Below are 18,419 nucleotides of genomic sequence, written 5' to 3'. Positions count from 1 at the left end.
GACCGGTTGGTCAATTATTCTCGAGGAAACCCATGGCCCTTGACCGCAAGCCCGCCCCGAATGACCTGCGCGCCTTCTGGATGCCCTTCACCGCGAACCGGCAGTTCAAGGCTTCGCCCCGGATGCTCGTCGAGGCGAAGGACATGCACTACACGTCGGCCGACGGGCGCCCGATCCTCGATGGAACCGCAGGGCTCTGGTGCTGCAACGCCGGTCACTGCCGTCCGAAGATCACCGAGGCTGTCCGCGCCCAGGTCGGCGAGATGGACTACGCGCCCGCCTTCCAGATGGGGCACCCGCTGGCCTTCGAACTGGCCAATCGCCTCGTCGATGTCGCGCCCGACGGGATCGATCATGTCTTCTACACCAACTCGGGATCGGAAGCGGTCGATACCGCGCTGAAAATCGCGTTGGCCTACCATCGCGCGCGCGGCGATGCCGCCCGGACCCGGCTGATCGGCCGTGAGCGTGGTTATCACGGCGTCGGCTTCGGCGGCATCTCTGTCGGCGGGATCGTGAACAACCGCCGCTTCTTCGGCAGCCTGCTGAACGGGGTTGACCACCTGCCCCACACCCATCTGGCCGAGAACGCCTTCACCCGTGGTCAGCCCGAACATGGGGCGCATCTGGCCGACGATCTGGAACGGATCGTTGCGTTGCATGGCGCCGAAACGATCGCCGCCGTGATCGTCGAGCCGATGGCGGGGTCCACCGGTGTGCTGATGCCGCCGAAGGGCTACTTGCAGCGCCTGCGCGAGATCACCCGCAAGCACGGCATCCTCTTGATCTTCGATGAGGTCATCACCGGTTTCGGCCGTCTGGGCAGCCCCTTCGCCGCCCAGCATTTCGACGTGCTGCCCGACATGATCACCTGCGCCAAGGGTCTGACCAACGGCGTGATCCCAATGGGCGCGGTGCTGACCACGCCCGCGATCCACGACGCGTTCATGCAGGGTCCGGAGCACGTGATCGAACTGTTCCACGGCTACACCTATTCCGGCAACCCGGTCAGCTGCGCAGCCGCGATCGCGACGCTCGATACGTATGAAGACGAAGGCCTGCTGACCCGCGCAGCCAGGCTGGAGCATCACTGGCAGGAAGCCTTGCACGGTCTGCGCGACCATCCCAATGTGATCGACATCCGCAACATGGGCCTGATCGGTGCGGTGGAACTGTCGCCGATCGATGGCGAGCCGGCCAAACGCGGCTTCGAGGTGTTCAAGCGTGCCTATGAAGAAGGGATCCTGATCCGCGTGACCGGTGACACGATCGCAATGTCGCCGCCGCTGATCATCAGCGAGGATCAGATCGACGAGTTGATCGGCACGCTGGGCCGGGTTCTGAAAGCCGTCGCATGACCGAGGCTGTCGCTTCGGTCCTGATGGACGACGAGCGTGTCAGGGTCACCCGCTATGATTTTGAACCGGGTGCCGAAACCGGCTGGCATGTCCACGGGATGGAATACGTCATCGTCACGCTGACCGACTGCCATCTGCGGCTTGGCCTGCCCGGCGGTGAGACCCGCGAAAGCAAGGTCGCCGCAGGCAGCGCCTACACGCGTCCTAAGGGCACCGAGCATAACGTCATTAATGGCGGCGATAGCCCGATGAGCTTCATCGAGGTCGAACTCAAATAGCCGAAAGAGATCCAGCCGACCTCGCGCTGAAGACGAGGCGGCCCGACAGGAAGGACGACAGCATGACGGCACAGGCCGGCAACATGAAGACCGATCCGGACCGGCTATGGGACAGCCTGATGGAAATGGCCAAGATCGGCCCGGGAATGGCCGGCGGCAACAACCGCCAGACCCTGACCGACGCCGATGCCGAAGGTCGACGCCTGTTCCAGTCCTGGTGCGAGGCCGAAGGGATGACCATGGCCGTCGACCGGATGGGCAACATGTTCATGCGCTTCGAGGGCGAGGACCCGTCGCTCGACCCGGTCTGGATCGGAAGCCATCTGGACACCCAGCCCACAGGTGGCAAGTACGACGGTGTGCTCGGCGTGCTGGCGGGGCTCGAGGTCGTGCGCTCGATCAAGGACATGGGTCTGAAGACGCGCCGACCCATCGTGGTGGTCAACTGGACCAACGAGGAAGGAACGCGCTTTGCGCCCGCCATGCTGGCATCCGGGGTCTTCGCCGGGATGCATGACGAGGATTTCGCGAACGCACGCACCGACGCCGAGGGCAAGCGTTTCGGCGACGAGTTGGAGCGTATCGGCTGGCGTGGCACCGAGGATGTCGGCAATCGACCGATCCATGCCATGTTCGAATACCACATCGAACAGGGTCCGATTCTGGAAGCCGAGGGGAAGGAAATCGGCGTCGTCACACACGGCCAGGGCCTGTGGTGGCTACAGGTCACGCTGACCGGGAAGGACGCCCATACCGGATCGACCCCGATGACGATGCGCGTCAACGCGGGTCTGGGCATGGCGCGGATCACCGAGGCCGTCCACCGGATCGCGATGGACCATCAGCCTAATGCCGTCGGCGCGATCGGCCAGGCCAACGTCTATCCGAACAGCCGCAACGTGATCCCCGGAAAGGCGGTCTTCACCATCGACTTCCGCAGCCCGGAATTGGACAAGCTGACCTCGATGCGGTCGAGGCTGGAAACGGAGGCGGCTGAGATCGCGAAGGAACTCGGCCTCGGCATCGAGATCGAGCCGGTCGGCCATTTCGATCCGGTGACCTTCGATGAAAACCTTGTCACCGTCGTTCGCGATGCCGCCGAACGTCTGGGCTACAGCCACATGGACATCGTGTCCGGGGCCGGCCACGACGCCTGCTGGATCAACCGCATCGCGCCAACGGTGATGATCATGTGCCCGTGCGTGGACGGGCTATCCCACAACGAGGCCGAAGAGATCAGTCCACAATGGGCATCCGCGGGGGCCGACGTGCTGCTGCACGCGGTGCTGAAGGTGGCGGAGGTCGATCAGTGAATACCCATAGTCGCGACGCGCTCGCTGCAGTCACTTCAATTGATAGCCTTAAGGGACTTCCAGAGGCAGAGGGCGTCGACGTGCTTATTCACGTCGGCGTACACAAAACCGGCACCACCTGGCTACAGAGAGAATTGTTCGGCAAATCGAATGAGATCATATTCGAGCCGAGCCATGAGCCCAGTCACAAGGCTTTCCTTATTCAACCGGCCGCATCCTTCACGCTGGATATCGTTCGTGAGCAATATGGTGGGTTACTTCATCAAGCACGCTCTCAAGGAAAACCACTTGTTATTTCGGACGAAGCACTCGGCGGGCGTGCGTTTCATCAGAAGTACTATAGGGAGATTGCTGCGCATCGCCTTCATGCTGCATTTCCAAATGCTACCATCTTGGTGACCGTCCGTGAACAACGCGCGCTCTTAAGTTCGCTTTATGGAGAGTATCTGCGTTACGGTTATAGTTCGACCCTAGAACAGTTTTTGAACCGCGAGTCACCCAACCCAAGTCTTGAGCCAACGCTCGATTTTTCCTACTACGAGTACGATCGAACTCAAACGTTTTATGAAAGTCTGTTTGGTGCAAATAAGGTGATCGTTGCGCCGATGTTATGGACATTGGCTGATCCCTGGGGTCTTGTGGACCGGGTCAACAGAACATTTTCGAGTAAGTTGACGTTACCAGCCGCGACGACAACTGAGCGAACAGTAAGGCCTGCGATGTCGGAATGGGCCCGCCGCGTTTTACGCAGGATGAATGGACTGGTTCCGCAGGACAGCCGTCATTTGATGAAACCGAGCAAATTTTCTCCTAATTCGATAGCATACCAAGTTGATCGGCTCACACCGACTTGGGCTCGCGAGAAAGGTAAAAGAAATCAGAAGAATATTGTTGATGCCTTGGTTGGTGATTACTACGCCCTTTCAAATGCCCGGTTTGCGAAGATGTCTGGTATCGACCTTAAATCGCTAGGTTACGTAGTGGCGGATACGGTGTGACGAACTAGAAGCCATATTGAGAGGAACAGGAATGTCGACGATCATCAGGAACGGGACCATCGTCACGGCGGATCTGACCTACAAGGCGGACGTGCTGATCGAAAATGGCCGGATCGCGGCGATCGGGGACAACCTGACCGGCAATACCGAACTCGACGCGACCGGGTGCTACGTGATGCCGGGCGGGATCGATCCGCACACGCATCTGGAGATGCCCTTCATGGGTACCTATTCGACCGATGACTTCGAGTCGGGGACCCGCTCCGCGCTGTCGGGCGGCACGACGATGGTGGTCGATTTCGCCCTGCCCTCGCCCGGCCAGGGGCTGCTCGATGCGCTGCAGATGTGGGACAACAAGTCCGGCCGCGCGCATTGCGACTATTCCTACCACATGGCGGTGACCTGGTGGGGTGAGCAGGTCTTCGACGAGATGAAGGCGGTGGTCGATCGCGGCATCACCAGCTTCAAGCATTTCATGGCCTACAAGGGCGCATTGATGGTCAACGATGACGAGTTGTTCGCATCGTTCCGCCGTGTCGGGGATTTGGGCGGGATCGCGATGGTCCATGCCGAGAATGGCGACGTGGTGGCCGAGCTGTCCGCGCGCCTGCTGGCCGAGGGCAATACCGGCCCCGAGGCCCACGCCTATTCTCGCCCCCCGCAGGTCGAGGGCGAGGCGACGAACCGCGCGATCATGGTGGCGGACATGGCGGGCGTACCGTTGTATGTTGTCCACGTGTCGTGTGAGGACAGCCACGAGGCGATCCGCCGCGCCCGCCAGCAGGGCAAGCGAGTCTGGGGCGAGCCGCTGATCCAGCACCTGACGCTGGACGAAAGCGAGTATTTCAACGCCGACTGGGACCACGCCGCGCGCCGGGTGATGTCGCCTCCCTTCCGCAACAAGCAGCATCAGGAAAGCCTGTGGAACGGGCTGCAAGCGGGCAGCCTGTCGGTCGTCGCCACGGACCATTGCGCCTTCACCACGGAACAGAAGCGGTATGGCATCGGCGATTTCACCAAGATCCCGAACGGGACCGGGGGTCTCGAGGATCGGATGCCGATGCTCTGGACCGAGGGCGTGAACACGGGCCGTCTGACGCCGAACGAATTCGTCGCCGTCACCTCGACCAACATCGCGAAGATCCTGAACCTGTATCCGAAGAAGGGCGCGGTGCTGGTCGGCAGCGACGCCGATCTGGTGGTCTGGGACCCCGAGGCGGAAAAGACCATCACCGCCGGCAGCCAGCAATCGGCGATCGACTACAACGTGTTCGAGGGCAAGAAGGTGAAGGGCCTGCCGCGCTACACGATCACCCGCGGCGTCGTCGCGGTGACCGAGGGAAAGATGGACAGCCGCGAGGGCCACGGCGAATTCGTGGCACGCGAGCCGCGCGGAACGGTGAACCGCGCGCTGTCGCAGTGGAAGGAACTGACGGCACCGCGACCGGTGGAACGGTCAGGGATCCCGGCAACGGGAGTGTAACGCCCTTGTCTTTGACGCTTGGCATGATTCTGACGTTGGCGGTTATGCTATCGCTCATTCTGGGTTTTGTTTGGGGGATGATGTGGGCATCTAGGCGCTGGCTTCACGTCAATGTTGCGCTCTTCATCGGCTTTGGAACTTCGCTCTATTTCCTGCAAAGCATTCTGCGCGGAATGGTCTTCTGCGCCAAAGCTCCTGTCTTCGCTCCACCCGAACCGGGTTCGGGGGGCGAGGGCCAAATGATCTTCAACTGCGACGGTGCCGGCGGCATGTTAGACCGTCTCTATATTTACTTACTCGGTCCCGCGTTGATCTTAGGCTGCCTGCTACTTGTGTGGCACTACTGGCCGAGACGTTCCGGAGAGATGACCAATTCATAGCCTCAAATCTCATCAGTCTGCGACGCAGTCTAGCGTCATTACTGCGGACGCCGTCGACCTCACCTTCCAGACCGCCGACGGCCCGGTCCATGCTCTCAAAGGCGTGGACCTCACCATCAATCGCGGTGAGTTCGTCAGCTTCATCGGCCCGTCCGGTTGCGGAAAGACGACCTTCCTGCGGGCCATCGCCGCGCTGGAGACGCCGACCGGGGGCTCCCTGACGGTCAACGGCATGACCCCGGATCAGGCGCGCCGCGCCCGCGCCTACGGCTACGTCTTCCAGGCGCCCGGCCTTTATCCGTGGCGGACCATCGCTGGCAATATCGCGCTGCCGCTGGAGATCATGGGATTTTCCAAGGCCGACCGGCGCGAGCGGGTGGAGCGTGTGCTGGGCCTCGTCGAACTCGACGGCTTCGGCGGCAAGTATCCGTGGCAGCTGTCAGGAGGCATGCAGCAGCGCGCCTCGATCGCCCGCGCGCTGGCCTTCGACGCCGACATCCTGCTGATGGACGAGCCGTTCGGCGCGCTCGACGAGATCGTGCGCGACCGTCTGAACGAAGCGCTGCTGGACCTGTGGGCCAAGACCGGAAAGACGATCGGCTTCGTCACCCACTCAATCCCCGAGGCGGTGTATCTGTCCACCCGCATCGTCGTGATGTCTCCACGTCCGGGCCGGATCACCGACGTGATCGAAAGCACCCTGCCACGCGAGCGGCCGCTCGACATCCGCGACACGCCCGAATTCATCGCCATCGCGCATCGCGTGCGCGAGGGGCTGCGCGCGGGACATGCCGATGAAGCCTGAGCTGACATTACGTCCGGCGCGTGCTTTCGATGCGATCCCCTGCGCGACCATCGTGAACGAGTGGGTCGAGGCGACCGGCTGGATGCCCCGCATCCATACCCGGGCGGAGATCGTCGCACGATGCCGCGAGCGTCAATGCGGGACCATGATCGCGGAATGCGCCGGCGAGGTCGCGGGTTTCCTGTCGCTCGACGGGAATGAGGTCACATCGCTGTTTGTCGCCTCGACCGGCCACGGCACCGGCGCGGCGCTGCTTGACCGGGCGAGGAAGGAACGCGAGCGGCTGACGCTTTGGACCTTTGCCGCCAATCGCCCGGCGCGGCGGTTTTATGAACGCGAGGGTTTCCTGCCCGCGCGCCGCAGCATCGACAACGCCGAGCGACTGCCCGACATCGAATATGTCTGGACCGCCGCATGAGCCGCGCGGCGCCGATCCTGACCGTGCTGCTTGCGATCGTCGTGATCTGGTATCTCGCCGCGATTGGGATGAATGCGCAGTGGGCGCAGGATCAGGCCGCTCGGGCGGGAACCGAGCTCTCGACGCAGGCTCTGATCGCGGACACGATGACACAGGACCGCCCCGTCCTGCCGACGCCGCATCAGGTTGCGGTCGGCCTGTGGGACGGGCTCGCCGGTCAGGCCATCACCTCGAAAAGAAGCCTCGTCTGGCACGGCTGGGTGACGCTGGCCGCGACGCTCGCGGGCTTCGGCATCGGGAGCGCGGCGGGGATTTTGCTGGCCATCGGCATCGTCCACGACCGCGCGATGGACCAGTCGGTGATGCCCTGGGCTGTGGCCAGCCAGACCGTGCCCATCCTCGCCATCGCGCCGATGGTGATCGTGGTCTTTGCCAGCGCGGGCGTGACCGGGCTGCTGCCCAAGGCGATCATCTCGGCCTGGCTGTCGTTCTTTCCGGTGCTCGTGGGGATGGTGAAAGGCCTGCGAACGCCCGATGCGATGCAGCTTGACCTGATGCGGTCGTGGAGCGCCAGCCGCGCGCAGATCTTCTGGCGGCTGCGGCTGCCCTCGGCAATGCCGTATCTGTTCGCGTCGCTGAAGGTCGCGATCGCCGCAAGCCTCGTGGGCGCCATCGTGGGTGAACTGCCTGCTGGCGCAACCTCGGGCCTCGGCGCACGTCTGCTGTCGGGAAGCTATTACGGCCAGACCATCCAGATCTGGTCCGCTTTGTTCACCGCCGCCGCCTTGGCCGCAATTCTTGTTGCCGCCGTGGCGCTTGTTGAACGGATCACGCTGCGCCGCATGGGGCTAGCGCGATGACGAACGCAGTACCGATCCTTGCTCTGTGGCTGGGGACCTGGGGACTGAATGCCTGGCTCGCCCGGTTCGACACCCGCGCCACCCGCTTCCTCGTCGCGCTCATCTTCGGCCTGACGATGCTGATCCTGTGGGAGATGATCGTCCGGCTCTACGATGTGCCCTCGGTCATCCTGCCCGCGCCGAGCCAGATCGCCGACAGCATTGCCGACCACCCACGTCTGCTGTGGGGCGACTTCGTGCAGACCATCCTCAAGGGCGCGCTGAGCGGCTGGATCATGGGCGCGGGCGCTGCCGTCATCGTTGCGATCCTGATCGACCGCAGCCCGTTCCTGCAGCGCGGGCTGCTGCCCGTCGGCAACTTCGTCGCCGCTCTGCCGATCGTCGGCATCGCGCCGATCCTGGTGATGTGGTTCGGCTTCGACTGGCAATCCAAGGCAGCGGTCGTCGTGGTTATGGTGTTCTTCCCGGTCTTGGTGAACATGATCGCGGGCCTCGCCGACACCAACGCGCTGCAGCGCGACCAGATGGCGACGTGGAGCGCGGGCTACTGGCAATCGCTGCTGAAACTGCGCTTGCCCGCCGCGATGCCGTTCCTGTTCAACGGTCTGAAGATCACCACCACGCTCGCCCTGATCGGCGCCATCGTTGCCGAGTTTTTCGGCAGTCCGACGCATGGGATGGGTTTCCGCATCTCGACCGCGGTGGGTCAGCTTGATCTGCCGCTTGTCTGGGCAGAAATTGTCGTGGCCGCGATCGCCGGATCGCTGTTTTATGGCATAGTGGCGCTTGTCGAACGACGCGTGACCTTCTGGCACCCGTCGCGACGCACATAAGAACAAGCAACAGGGAGATGACGATGAAGACAATGATGCTCGGCCTGGCCACCACGACGATGCTGGCGGGGGCCGCGCATGCGGCCGACGACCTGACGCTGCAGCTCAAATGGGTCACGCAGGCGCAGTTCGCGGGCTATTACGTCGCACTCGACAAGGGCTTTTACGAAGAGGAAGACCTCAACGTCACCATAAAGCCCGGCGGTCCCGACATCGCGCCCGAGCAGGTGATCGCGGGCGGCGGCGCCGACGTGATCGTGGACTGGATGGCCGCGGCACTGGCCGCACGCGAAAAGGGCCTTCCGCTGGTCAACATCGCCCAGCCCTTCAAGCAGGGCGGCTTGCAACTGACCTGCCTGAAGGAAACCGGAATCGAGACACCGGACGATTTTCCCGGCCACACGTTGGGGGTCTGGTTCTACGGGAACGAATATCCGTTCTACGCCTGGATGGCGAAGCTGGGCGTGCCGACCGAAGGCGGCGAGGACGGCGTGACCGTGCTGAAGCAGGGCTTCAACGTCGATCCGCTGCTGCAGAAGCAGGCCGATTGCATCTCTGTCATGACGTACAACGAATACGGACAGGTGCTGGACGCCGGCATCACGCCTGATCAGCTGACCACGTTCAACTATCTCGAGGAAGGCGTAGGGATGCTGGAAGACGGTCTATACGTCGTCGAGTCCAGCCTCGAGGATCCGGAGATGGTCGACAAGCTGGCCCGCTTCGTGCGCGCCAGCATGAAGGGCTGGAAATATGCCGAGGAGAACCCGGACGAGGCCGCCCAGATCGTCATCGACAACGATGAGACCGGCGCGCAAACGCTGGAGCACCAGCAATACATGATGGGTGAAGTCGCCAAGCTGACCGCCGGTTCGGACGGCACGCTGGACGAGGCCGCTTACGAAGAGACCGTCGCGACGTTGCTGTCAGCGATCTCGCCCGAGAACCCGGCGATCACGAAGGAGCCGGAGGGCGCCTGGACCCACGACGTCACGGATGCCGCATTGGCCCAGTGACGCGAGGACATCGCAAAGACGCAGAAGGGGCCGCATCGCGGCCCCTTCCTCATTGTAAGCCGCGCCCTCAGCGCGCGGTTTCGCGCACCACGTCGCCGCGCGGACCCAGTTCCACCGTGACCGGCTCGCCGGCGGCGTTCGTCGCATCGACCATCACACGCGGGCCGTCCTGCCGGACATTTCCCAGATCGGTGTAGCCGGCATCGGTCAACACCGTCATTGCCGCCGCCGGAGCAGCCGCCTGTGGCGCGTCTGTCGCCGGCGCCGGGCGATCGGCACGACCCGCCTCCATCCGCATATCCTGCCAGCGGGGTCCACCGCGGCGTCCATCCTCTCCGCGCGGGCCGTCATCGCCCCGACGCGCGTCACGATGGTCATGGTCGGGGCCGTGCTTCCCGCGATGCTTGGGGCCGCGCTTGCCACGATCGTCGTCGTCGCCGCGACCGAAACGCATCAGACTGCCATCTTCGGCGAAGGTGGCGCGCAACTTCTCTCCCTGCCCGTCGCGGCCGGAGATTTTCATATCCTGAACGGGCCCGTCTTCAGGTGCCATCTCGATCTCATCGATCTCCGCGAACTCGGCAAACAGATCGGCAGCCCGGACAGCCTGGGGAACCAGCGCCTCGATGACCGATGCCGGCAGGGCCGCATCGTCGTCGCCGCTGATCTCGCGCAGCGCACCACGCGCATCCAGCTTGGCCTCGATGTCGGTGCCGTCTGGCAGCGTGCCCTCGACCTCGCTGCCGCGACGCTCGCGGTCGATATCGATGTTCTGAAGATCCAGCGCCTTCAGCACGTCGGGCAGCGTGTCCTCGGTCACGACGACAGGCTCGGCGGGCGGCGGCGGAGGTGGCAGCGCACGGTCAGGGGCGCCCGGCGCAGGAGGCTGAGCTTCGGGCTGCGTTGCGCCCGGTTGCGGTGCCGTGGGCTGCGTGGGTGCCGTCTGCGCCACTGCCGCGCTGCCAAGCGCGGCGATCAGCGCTAGTCCGGCGACGGTGCTTTTCAGGGTTCTGCTCATGGCGTCATGCCTTTCTTCTTTCCCACCGGCGGCCCGATGCCTCCGGTTGACGAATCGCTTCTAGCCAAACGAGATCGAACCGGAGGCCAACGATCCGTTTGGGTTCCGTTTACCTTTGTCCTGTCACAAGACCTGATGCGCGCCGCCCTTCTTGCCCTTTTGATCGCCACCGCCGGACCGGCATCGGCAGACGATTTCCGCCCGTTACCCTTGCACGAGGCTGCGCGGATCGCGACCGAACGCTATCACGGGCGGCTCATCGGTGCGCGGCTGACCCTGGCTAACCCGCACGAGCGCGGCCTGGGCGCGGTTCTGGTCGAAGAGCTTCGCCTGCTGACGCCCGCTCAGAACCTGCTGGTGATCCGCATCGACGCCCGCAGCGGCCGCTTTCTCGAGGTCGCGGGCACCGGCCAGATCGAGGCGCTGAAACGATGAGGGCGCTGATCGTCGAGGATGACCAGACCCTGGCCGCTCAGCTTGCTTCAGCGATGCAGGATGCGGGGTTCGTCACCGATACCGCCCCTGATGGTGAGGCAGGCGAGTATCTGGGCGCAACCGAAACCTATGATGTGGCCATCCTCGATCTCGGGCTGCCCGGCCTTCCGGGAATCGACGTGCTGACGCGGTGGCGCGATCAGGGGATTGCAATGCCCGTGCTGATCCTGACCGCGCGCGGCGACTGGACCGACAAGGTCGCGGGCTTTCGCGCCGGCGCCGACGATTACGCGGTGAAGCCCTTCCGTCTGGACGAAGTGGTGCTGCGTGCGCAGACCCTGATCCGGCGTGCGGCCGGCCATGCCAGACCCGTGATCCGCGCGGGCAAGCTGCTGCTGGACGCGCAACTGGGGGTCATTACCCGCGACGGCACCCCCTTGAAGTTGACAGCCTTCGAGACACGGATCCTGACCTACCTGATCCACCACCAGGATCGGATCGTGAGCCGGACCGAACTGTCTGAGCATCTTTACGAGGCCGACAGCGACCGCGATTTCAAGTCGATCGAGGTTGTGATCGGCCGGCTGCGCCGCAAGGTCGGCGACGGGGTGATCGAAACGCGACGCGGCGAAGGCTACCTTTTGCGCTCGGCACCACGATGATGCGTTCGATCAGGGGCCGCATGCTGGTGCTGGCCGCGATCTGGATCACGGCTGCGCTGCTGGCCGCCTTCCTCGCCATCGGGGCGGTTCTGGACCGGTTCGTGTCTGAACGATACGACGCCGAGCTGCGCGCGGTGGCCGACACGCTGATTGCAGGAATCGAGGTCGACGATGGCGAGGTGGAACTGGACACTGCACCGACCGACCCGCGGTTCACATTGCCCTTGTCCGGTTGGTACTGGCAGTTGCGGCTGGATGGCGAGACGATCGCCAAGTCTCCGTCGCTTTTCGACGCGGCCCTCAGCGCGCCGCCACGCGAGCTGCGACGTGGCCGCGGGCGTGGACCCCAGGGCGAACCGCTGCGGGTGCTGGCGGGACGGTTCACGGTTCCTGGCGTCAACGACGATCTTTCATTTCTGGTAACGGCACCCGCGCGCGAGGTGCTGGGCAGTCTAGCCCAGGTTCGCCGGCCTCTCGCGATTTCGCTCGCGGTGCTGGGAATCGGCCTTGCCATCGCGGTCGTCGTTCAGGTCGGCGCGGGCCTTGGCAGCACGCGCCGTTTGGGCGACGATCTGCGCCGCGTGCGAGCGGGCGAAATGCCGCGCCTGCCCCGCCCCGGTGTCAGCGAGCTTGATCCGCTGGTGACCGAGATCAATGGCGCGTTGGACCAGAACGCGGATCTGTTGGCCCGATCCCGTCAGCATCTGGGAAACCTTGCCCATTCGCTGAAAACGCCGCTCGCGGCGCTCGCGAACGACCTGCCCTCGGATCACGCCGGTCAGGCCCTGATCGCGCGAATGGACCGCCTGATCGCCTGGCACCTGAAGCGGGCGCGCAGCGCGCAGGCGCATGTGCTGGGACAATCGACGCCTGTCGGTTCGGTGATAGACGACATCCTGATGGTCCTTCGCCGTCCGATGGAGGAAAAGGCAATCGTGCCCGAAGTCATCTGCCCCAGCTCCGCCCGATTTGCAGGAGAGCGGCAGGATCTGGAAGAGATGATCGGCAATCTCGCCGAGAACGCGGTCAAATGGGGACGGTCCCGTTTGCGGATCAGCGTTCGCCCCGGCACCGAGATCGTGATCGAGGATGACGGCCCGGGCATGGAGTCCACCGATGCCGCGCGCGCCGTCGTGCGCGGTGCGCGTCTGGATGAACAGGGTCCGCCTGGCACCGGACTTGGCCTCGCCATCGTCTCTGATCTCGCCGCCTTGAACGGTGGCGCGCTTCGATTGGACCGGTCGGACCTCGGAGGGTTGTCGGCGGTGCTGCGGCTGCCCGGCTGACGGGCAGGCATGATTGACTGCTGCGCGCCAGTCTTGAACCATTTGATAAAAATTTTGAGGTGTGGCAGCGTGATGATGAAGGTTGCCAAGCCAGGGACATGCGATGATCCAAGCTAAGCTGACCCCGGGCGTCGTGCCCGGACGCCTGACCCCCGAAGACTATGTCCGCAACTTCGCGGATGTCGCCCCACCGCTTGATCCGCACGAAGCGCGGGTCGCTGCCGATCGCTGCTATTTCTGCCACGATGCCCCCTGCATCACCGCCTGCCCGACCGCGATCGACATCCCGCTGTTCATCCGCCAGATCGCGACCGGCACGCCCGACGCGGCTGCGATGACGATCTTTCACGCGAACATATTAGGCGGCATGTGCGCGCGCGTCTGTCCGACCGAAAACCTCTGCGAAGGCGCCTGCGTCCGGATGGATGCCGAGGGCAAGCCGGTCGAGATCGGCGCGCTGCAACGTTATGCGACCGACGGGATGCTGGACGCGCCCCACCCGTTCAAGCGCGGTGCACCGACCGGCAATCGTGTCGCCGTGGTTGGCGCAGGTCCGGCGGGATTGTCGGCGGCCCACCGCCTCGCCGCCAAGGGCCACGACGTGGTGATTTTCGAGGCGCGCGAGAAGCCCGGCGGTTTGAACGAATACGGTATCGCAAGCTACAAGACGGTCGACGGCTTCGCGCAGGCCGAGGTGGACTGGTTGATGGGCATCGGCGGCATCGAGCTGCGCGAGGGTCAGAGGCTGGGCCAGCAGATCACGCTGGATGCGTTGCGCGGGAAATTTGACGCGGTCTTCCTGGGGATGGGTCTTGGCGGCGTCAACGCATTGCGTGCCGCGGGCGAGGATCGCGACCACGTCACCGACGCCGTATCCTTCATCCGCGATCTCCGTCAGTCGACTGACTTGTCCACGTTGCCCATCGGCCGCGATGTCGTCGTGATCGGCGGCGGGATGACGGCAGTCGACGCGGCCGTGCAAGCGCGCCTGCTGGGGGCGGAGACCGTGACGATCGTCTATCGCCGCGGTCAGGATCGGATGGGGGCAAGTCTGCACGAGCAGGCCCATGCGACATCCTCGGGCGTGCGGATCATCCATAACGCGGCACCGGTCGCGGTTCACGGCAACGGCGCCGTGGCCGAGATCGAGTTCGCCTATCTTACCGACGGCCCCCATGGCCTGACGCCGACGGGCGAGAGGTTCCGGCTGAAGGCCGATCAGGTCTTTCGCGCCATCGGCCAGCGGCTGGATGGCGCGCCCGAAGATATCGCTCTGGACGGCGGGAAGATCGCGGTGTCCGACGCAGGACGTACGTCACTCGACGGAGTCTGGGCGGGGGGCGACTGCGCCACAGGGGGCGACGATCTGACAGTAACGGCTGTGGCCCAGGGGCGCGACGCGGCGGAGGATATTCACCGTCGTCTTGATGCCAAAAACTGAGGCGAATTAGTGCGCGCGATACCGAGCATCCTCTACGTTCAGTACGGCGATTTCGCCGAGGCATACGAAAGATTTGAACGAGGCGGGGAAGAGACATTCCGCGATCAAAAGCTATCGGTACTGCATACGATCAAACTGGCAGAAAAAGCGCGTGTTACAGTCCTGTCCATTTCAGGCTCAAGTGAAAGAACGCTGCTTGGCCCCAATCTAACTGCTATCAAATCCGCGGGACACAAAATCCCAAAAACGTTAGCGATTAATTTATTAAAAGAATTCCAGGTTACACACTTGATCCTGTGCAGTCCCATTCGCAGCTTTCTCGTTGCTGCGCGTGTTACTGGTGCGGCGCTCTTACCCTTGTTTGCCGACCATTTCGGAAAGGGTGGATTGCGGCAACGCTTGCGTCACCGTCGTCTTTCGCATGTGCTGCGCAGCAGCCCCGCCCGCTGTTATTGCAACCACAATCTAAATGCATCGCGCTCCATGCGTGACGAGCTCGGGTTGCCGTCGGACATGATCATCCCATGGGACCATGTTCCGGTCCCCACCTCAGAGGCGCCGAAATCAAACGTCGCCGGCACGCCAGTGCGGATTTGCTACGCAGGCACTCTTTCAGAGGCGAAGGGCGTAGGCGACCTTCTCGATGCTATCGCATTACTCAAGGATCACGAAGTTCGGCTGAATCTTTTTGGCGGCGGCGATGTGCAGCGCTGGCGACAAGCCGCATCAGAGCGCGGACTCAGCGGCAGGGTGACATTTCTTGGGTCGAGACCGAATCGAGAGGTTCGCGCTGCGATGGCCGCTCACGATCTTGTCGTCGTTCCGTCACGCCACAATTATGCCGAGGGTCTTCCCAACGTCCTTCTTGAAGGCCTGTCATCAGGTACACCTGTCGTTGTTTCGGACCACCCCGCTTATGCTGACCGCCTGAGTGATGGTGGGTGCGAAATCTTCAGGGCTGCACAGCCCGCCGATTTGGCGCGCGCAATCGATCGCCTCATGACCGATCCGTCCCGTTACGCTGCAATTTCAAAAGCCGGCATCCGGAAAGCGCAAGAGTTGGAGTTCGGGATAGAGCGATTGACCTTGATCGACCGCTTTCTCGACGACCCCGAGAACACAACCGATTGGGTCAAATCGTGTTCGCTAGGTGCATACGAAACGAAGCAGGCAACGACCACCACTCGAGGGCGAGGCAACCATGGCTGATCTTTCCAGCAACTTCGTCGGGATCAAATCCCCGAACCCGTTCTGGCTGGCCTCGGCGCCGCCGACGGACAAGGAATACAACGTCCGTCGCGCGTTCCAGGCCGGCTGGGGCGGCGTCGTCTGGAAGACGCTCGGCGCCGAGGGTCCGCCGGTCGTGAACGTCAACGGACCGCGCTACGGCGTCATTCACGGCGCGGATCGTCGCGTGCTGGGGATCAACAACATCGAGTTGATCACCGACCGTCCGTTGGAGGTGAACCTGCGCGAGATCAAAGCGGTCAAGCGCGACTATCCCGATCGGGCGCTGGTCATCAGCCTGATGGTGCCGTGCGACGAAGACAGCTGGCGCACGATCCTCAAGCAGATCGAGGATACCGGTGCCGACGGGGTCGAGCTGAACTTCGGCTGCCCCCACGGCATGTCGGAACGCGGCATGGGCAGCGCGGTCGGTCAGGTCCCCGAATATATCGAGATGGTCACGCGATGGGTAAAGCAGTATTCGCGCATGCCCTGCATCGTGAAGCTGACACCCAACATCACCGACGTGAGAAAGCCGGCCGAGGCGGCCAAGCGCGGTGGCGCCGACGCGGTCAGCCTGATCAACACGATCAACTCCATCACCTCGGTCGATCTGGACCTGTTTGCACCGGAGCCCACGATTGATGGCAAGGGCGCGCATGGCGGCTATTGCGGCCCGGCGGTCAAGCCGATCGCGCTGAACATGGTGGCCGAGATCGCGCGGTCTGTGGAAACCCGCGGCTTACCGATCAGCGGCATCGGGGGTGTGACGACGTGGCGCGACGCGGCTGAATTCATGGCGCTCGGCGCAGGCAACGTGCAGGTCTGCACGGCGGCGATGACCTACGGCTTCAAGGTCGTTCAGGAAATGATCACCGGGTTGCATGACTACCTCGACAGCCACGACATGGCGTTGTCGGACCTGATCGGCCGTGCGGTTCCGAACGTCACCGACTGGAACCAGTTGAACCTGAACTACGTCACCAAGGCGGTGATCGACCAGGATCTGTGCATCAAATGCGGTCGCTGCTATGCCGCCTGCGAGGACACCAGCCACCAGGCGATCGCGATGAAGCCCGGGCGCGTCTTCGAGGTGATCGAGGAAGAATGCGTCGCCTGCAACCTCTGCCTCGATGTCTGCCCGGTCGAGAATTGCATCACCATGCGCGAACTGGCACCGGGCGAGTTGGACAAGCGCACGGGGCTGCGGCGCAGCGATTATGCCAACTGGACGACGCACCCGAACAACCCGATGGCCAAGGCGGCCGAATAGGCCGCCTTTCCTAAAGCTACGACACAGCCGGGCGAAAAGGCCGCGACCTGCTGCGTCTCAGGCTGCGCCAATGCCGGGACGCGCTGCAGGCATCAACCGGACCGCGACGGCATAAACCACGATGGCCGCGATGATCCCGTTCAGCGGCGGAATGCCCGGCGTCACATAGGCGACCAGGCAGCCGAGCGCGTAGGCTAAGATCCCCGCGACATTGAAGGCGGGCAGTGCCGCTTCGGCGATCTTTGGGTACTGCCCCCGATGACGCAGCCAGTAATCGGCCATGATGACGCCGCCGATCGGAGGGATGAACGTGCCGAGCAGCAGCAGGAACGGGATCAGGTACAGATCGATCCGCATCAACGCCAGTCCGGTGCCGATCACCGCCCCGATGATCGTGACCAGCTTGCGGTTCTCTGTCGCGAAGCCCGTGCAGCCGACGGCCGAGAAGTTGTAGATCGTGTTGTCCTGCGTGGTCCACAGGTTCAGAAACAGCATCGCGATACCCAGCACGGTTAGCCCCTGCGCTACCAGCACATCGACCACATCGGGCTGCTGATAGACCAAAGCACCGATGGCACCGGTCGCGACCATCAGCCCGTTCCCGATGAAAAATGCGCCGAGCGAAGCCCAGATGGCCTGACGCGGCGTGGCCGCGAAGCGGGTCCAGTTCGTTGCCTGGGTCCCGCCCGAAACGAACGTGCCGAAAACCATGGTGATTGCGGTCCCGATCCCCAGAGCCTCGGTCGGCTGCAAACCGGTCAGGCCCGACCAGCCGCCAGCGTCACCCCACGCGATCGACAGCGACACGATCAGCAGAAGAACCATCAGCGGCACCGAGATCAGCGACAGGATCTCCAGCCCCCGATAGCCGATATAGGCGGTCCAGCAGAAGGCAAGGCCGAACACGATCATCAAAGCGTAGGCAAGGCCGGCATTGGCGTCGGGATCGACCCCGATCAGGCGCAGCAGCACGACCGCCATCGTCGCCGTGCCCCAGCCGTACCATCCGATCTGGGTGAAGCCCAGGATGATGTCGGGCAACCGCGCGCCCACGCGTCCGAACCCGAAGCGTGACAACAGCGCGGTGTTCAACCCGGTGCGCGCCCCGATCGCGCCGATGGCCGCGACGTAGGCGCCCAACAGCAGATTGCCGATCACGATGATCAGGATCAGGTCCGGCCACATCGGAAACGCAGCCCCGATCCTGCCGCCCGCGAACATCGTCGCGGTGAAGAAGGTGAAGCCAAGCAGAACCATCGACAGCGAGCGCAGGCTTTTCCGCGCGCTCATCGGCACTTCGGACAAAGGGTAGTCCTGATCCTTCCGATCCATCCC

At 63.5% G+C, this 18,419-nt stretch carries 19 protein-coding genes; 17 read left to right on the top strand and 2 right to left on the bottom strand.

Features of this window, described 5'->3' with window-relative positions:
- Nucleotides 1–32 precede the first annotated feature (32 nt).
- The 11 genes from aptA (at nucleotide 33) to MLD63_RS04805 (ending at nucleotide 9,742) form a co-directional block, all read left to right on the top strand.
- Complete coding sequence (gene aptA / locus MLD63_RS04855; protein WP_255328769.1) at nucleotides 33–1,358, top strand: omega-aminotransferase AptA; 1,326 nt, start codon at nucleotides 33–35, stop codon at nucleotides 1,356–1,358.
- On the top strand, nucleotides 1,355–1,636 hold the full coding sequence (locus MLD63_RS04850; RefSeq protein WP_255328768.1) for a cupin domain-containing protein: 282 nt from the start codon (nucleotides 1,355–1,357) through the stop codon (nucleotides 1,634–1,636). The genes aptA and MLD63_RS04850 overlap by 4 nt, the downstream gene beginning before the upstream one ends.
- 62 nt (nucleotides 1,637–1,698) lie before the next feature.
- Nucleotides 1,699–2,949, top strand: coding sequence for a Zn-dependent hydrolase (locus tag MLD63_RS04845; protein ID WP_255328767.1), 1,251 nt, complete (start codon nucleotides 1,699–1,701; stop codon nucleotides 2,947–2,949).
- Entirely contained in the window at nucleotides 2,946–3,947 is a 1,002-nt protein-coding gene (locus MLD63_RS04840) for a hypothetical protein (RefSeq protein ID WP_255328766.1), read from the top strand. The genes MLD63_RS04845 and MLD63_RS04840 overlap by 4 nt, the downstream gene beginning before the upstream one ends.
- 31 nt (nucleotides 3,948–3,978) lie before the next feature.
- Nucleotides 3,979–5,430 (top strand): dihydropyrimidinase, encoded by a 1,452-nt coding sequence (hydA, locus tag MLD63_RS04835; protein ID WP_255328765.1) that lies wholly within the window; start codon nucleotides 3,979–3,981, stop codon nucleotides 5,428–5,430.
- 23 nt (nucleotides 5,431–5,453) lie between these two features.
- Complete coding sequence (locus MLD63_RS04830) at nucleotides 5,454–5,810, top strand: hypothetical protein (protein ID WP_255328764.1); 357 nt, start codon at nucleotides 5,454–5,456, stop codon at nucleotides 5,808–5,810.
- Nucleotides 5,803–6,615 (top strand): ABC transporter ATP-binding protein, encoded by an 813-nt coding sequence (locus tag MLD63_RS04825; RefSeq protein WP_439957636.1) that lies wholly within the window; start codon nucleotides 5,803–5,805, stop codon nucleotides 6,613–6,615. The genes MLD63_RS04830 and MLD63_RS04825 overlap by 8 nt, the downstream gene beginning before the upstream one ends.
- Nucleotides 6,599–7,033 (top strand): GNAT family N-acetyltransferase, encoded by a 435-nt coding sequence (locus tag MLD63_RS04820; RefSeq protein WP_255328763.1) that lies wholly within the window; start codon nucleotides 6,599–6,601, stop codon nucleotides 7,031–7,033. Before MLD63_RS04825 ends, MLD63_RS04820 begins: the two co-directional genes overlap by 17 nt.
- Entirely contained in the window at nucleotides 7,030–7,893 is an 864-nt protein-coding gene (locus MLD63_RS04815; RefSeq protein ID WP_255328762.1) for an ABC transporter permease, read from the top strand. Before MLD63_RS04820 ends, MLD63_RS04815 begins: the two co-directional genes overlap by 4 nt.
- Nucleotides 7,890–8,726 carry an ABC transporter permease gene (locus MLD63_RS04810; protein ID WP_255328761.1) on the top strand — a complete coding sequence of 279 codons (837 nt, stop codon included), beginning with the start codon at nucleotides 7,890–7,892 and terminating at the stop codon, nucleotides 8,724–8,726. The genes MLD63_RS04815 and MLD63_RS04810 overlap by 4 nt, the downstream gene beginning before the upstream one ends.
- Nucleotides 8,727–8,749: 23 nt before the next feature.
- Complete coding sequence (locus MLD63_RS04805) at nucleotides 8,750–9,742, top strand: ABC transporter substrate-binding protein (protein ID WP_255328760.1); 993 nt, start codon at nucleotides 8,750–8,752, stop codon at nucleotides 9,740–9,742.
- A gap of 67 nt (nucleotides 9,743–9,809) precedes the next feature.
- Here the strand turns inward: MLD63_RS04805 and MLD63_RS04800 are convergent, their stop codons facing one another.
- On the bottom strand, nucleotides 9,810–10,760 hold the full coding sequence (locus tag MLD63_RS04800) for a hypothetical protein (RefSeq protein ID WP_255328759.1): 951 nt from the start codon (nucleotides 10,758–10,760) through the stop codon (nucleotides 9,810–9,812).
- A gap of 135 nt (nucleotides 10,761–10,895) precedes the next feature.
- Between MLD63_RS04800 and MLD63_RS04795 the strand changes: the two genes are divergently transcribed.
- From MLD63_RS04795 to preA, 6 genes are all read left to right on the top strand, one after another.
- Nucleotides 10,896–11,195: a PepSY domain-containing protein gene (locus MLD63_RS04795; protein WP_255328758.1), complete on the top strand. Its 300-nt coding sequence runs from the start codon at nucleotides 10,896–10,898 to the stop codon at nucleotides 11,193–11,195.
- On the top strand, nucleotides 11,192–11,857 hold the full coding sequence (locus MLD63_RS04790; protein ID WP_255328757.1) for a response regulator transcription factor: 666 nt from the start codon (nucleotides 11,192–11,194) through the stop codon (nucleotides 11,855–11,857). Before MLD63_RS04795 ends, MLD63_RS04790 begins: the two co-directional genes overlap by 4 nt.
- Nucleotides 11,857–13,143: a sensor histidine kinase gene (locus MLD63_RS04785; protein WP_255328756.1), complete on the top strand. Its 1,287-nt coding sequence runs from the start codon at nucleotides 11,857–11,859 to the stop codon at nucleotides 13,141–13,143. The genes MLD63_RS04790 and MLD63_RS04785 overlap by 1 nt, the downstream gene beginning before the upstream one ends.
- Nucleotides 13,144–13,246: 103 nt before the next feature.
- Nucleotides 13,247–14,584, top strand: a complete 1,338-nt coding sequence (locus MLD63_RS04780; protein ID WP_255328755.1) for an NAD(P)-dependent oxidoreductase — start codon at nucleotides 13,247–13,249, stop codon at nucleotides 14,582–14,584.
- 9 nt (nucleotides 14,585–14,593) lie between these two features.
- Entirely contained in the window at nucleotides 14,594–15,793 is a 1,200-nt protein-coding gene (locus MLD63_RS04775; protein WP_255328754.1) for a glycosyltransferase family 4 protein, read from the top strand.
- Nucleotides 15,786–17,084: an NAD-dependent dihydropyrimidine dehydrogenase subunit PreA gene (gene preA / locus MLD63_RS04770; protein WP_255328753.1), complete on the top strand. Its 1,299-nt coding sequence runs from the start codon at nucleotides 15,786–15,788 to the stop codon at nucleotides 17,082–17,084. The genes MLD63_RS04775 and preA overlap by 8 nt, the downstream gene beginning before the upstream one ends.
- Nucleotides 17,085–17,141: 57 nt before the next feature.
- Here the strand turns inward: preA and codB are convergent, their stop codons facing one another.
- Nucleotides 17,142–18,416 (bottom strand): cytosine permease, encoded by a 1,275-nt coding sequence (codB, locus tag MLD63_RS04765; protein ID WP_255328752.1) that lies wholly within the window; start codon nucleotides 18,414–18,416, stop codon nucleotides 17,142–17,144.
- Nucleotides 18,417–18,419: the final 3 nt, after the last annotated feature.

The organism is Paracoccus albicereus (assembly GCF_024359525.1).
Lineage (GTDB): Bacteria > Pseudomonadota > Alphaproteobacteria > Rhodobacterales > Rhodobacteraceae > Paracoccus > Paracoccus albicereus.
The sequence above is the reverse complement of the archived record's forward strand: the minus strand, read 5'-3'. Positions and strand labels throughout refer to the sequence as shown.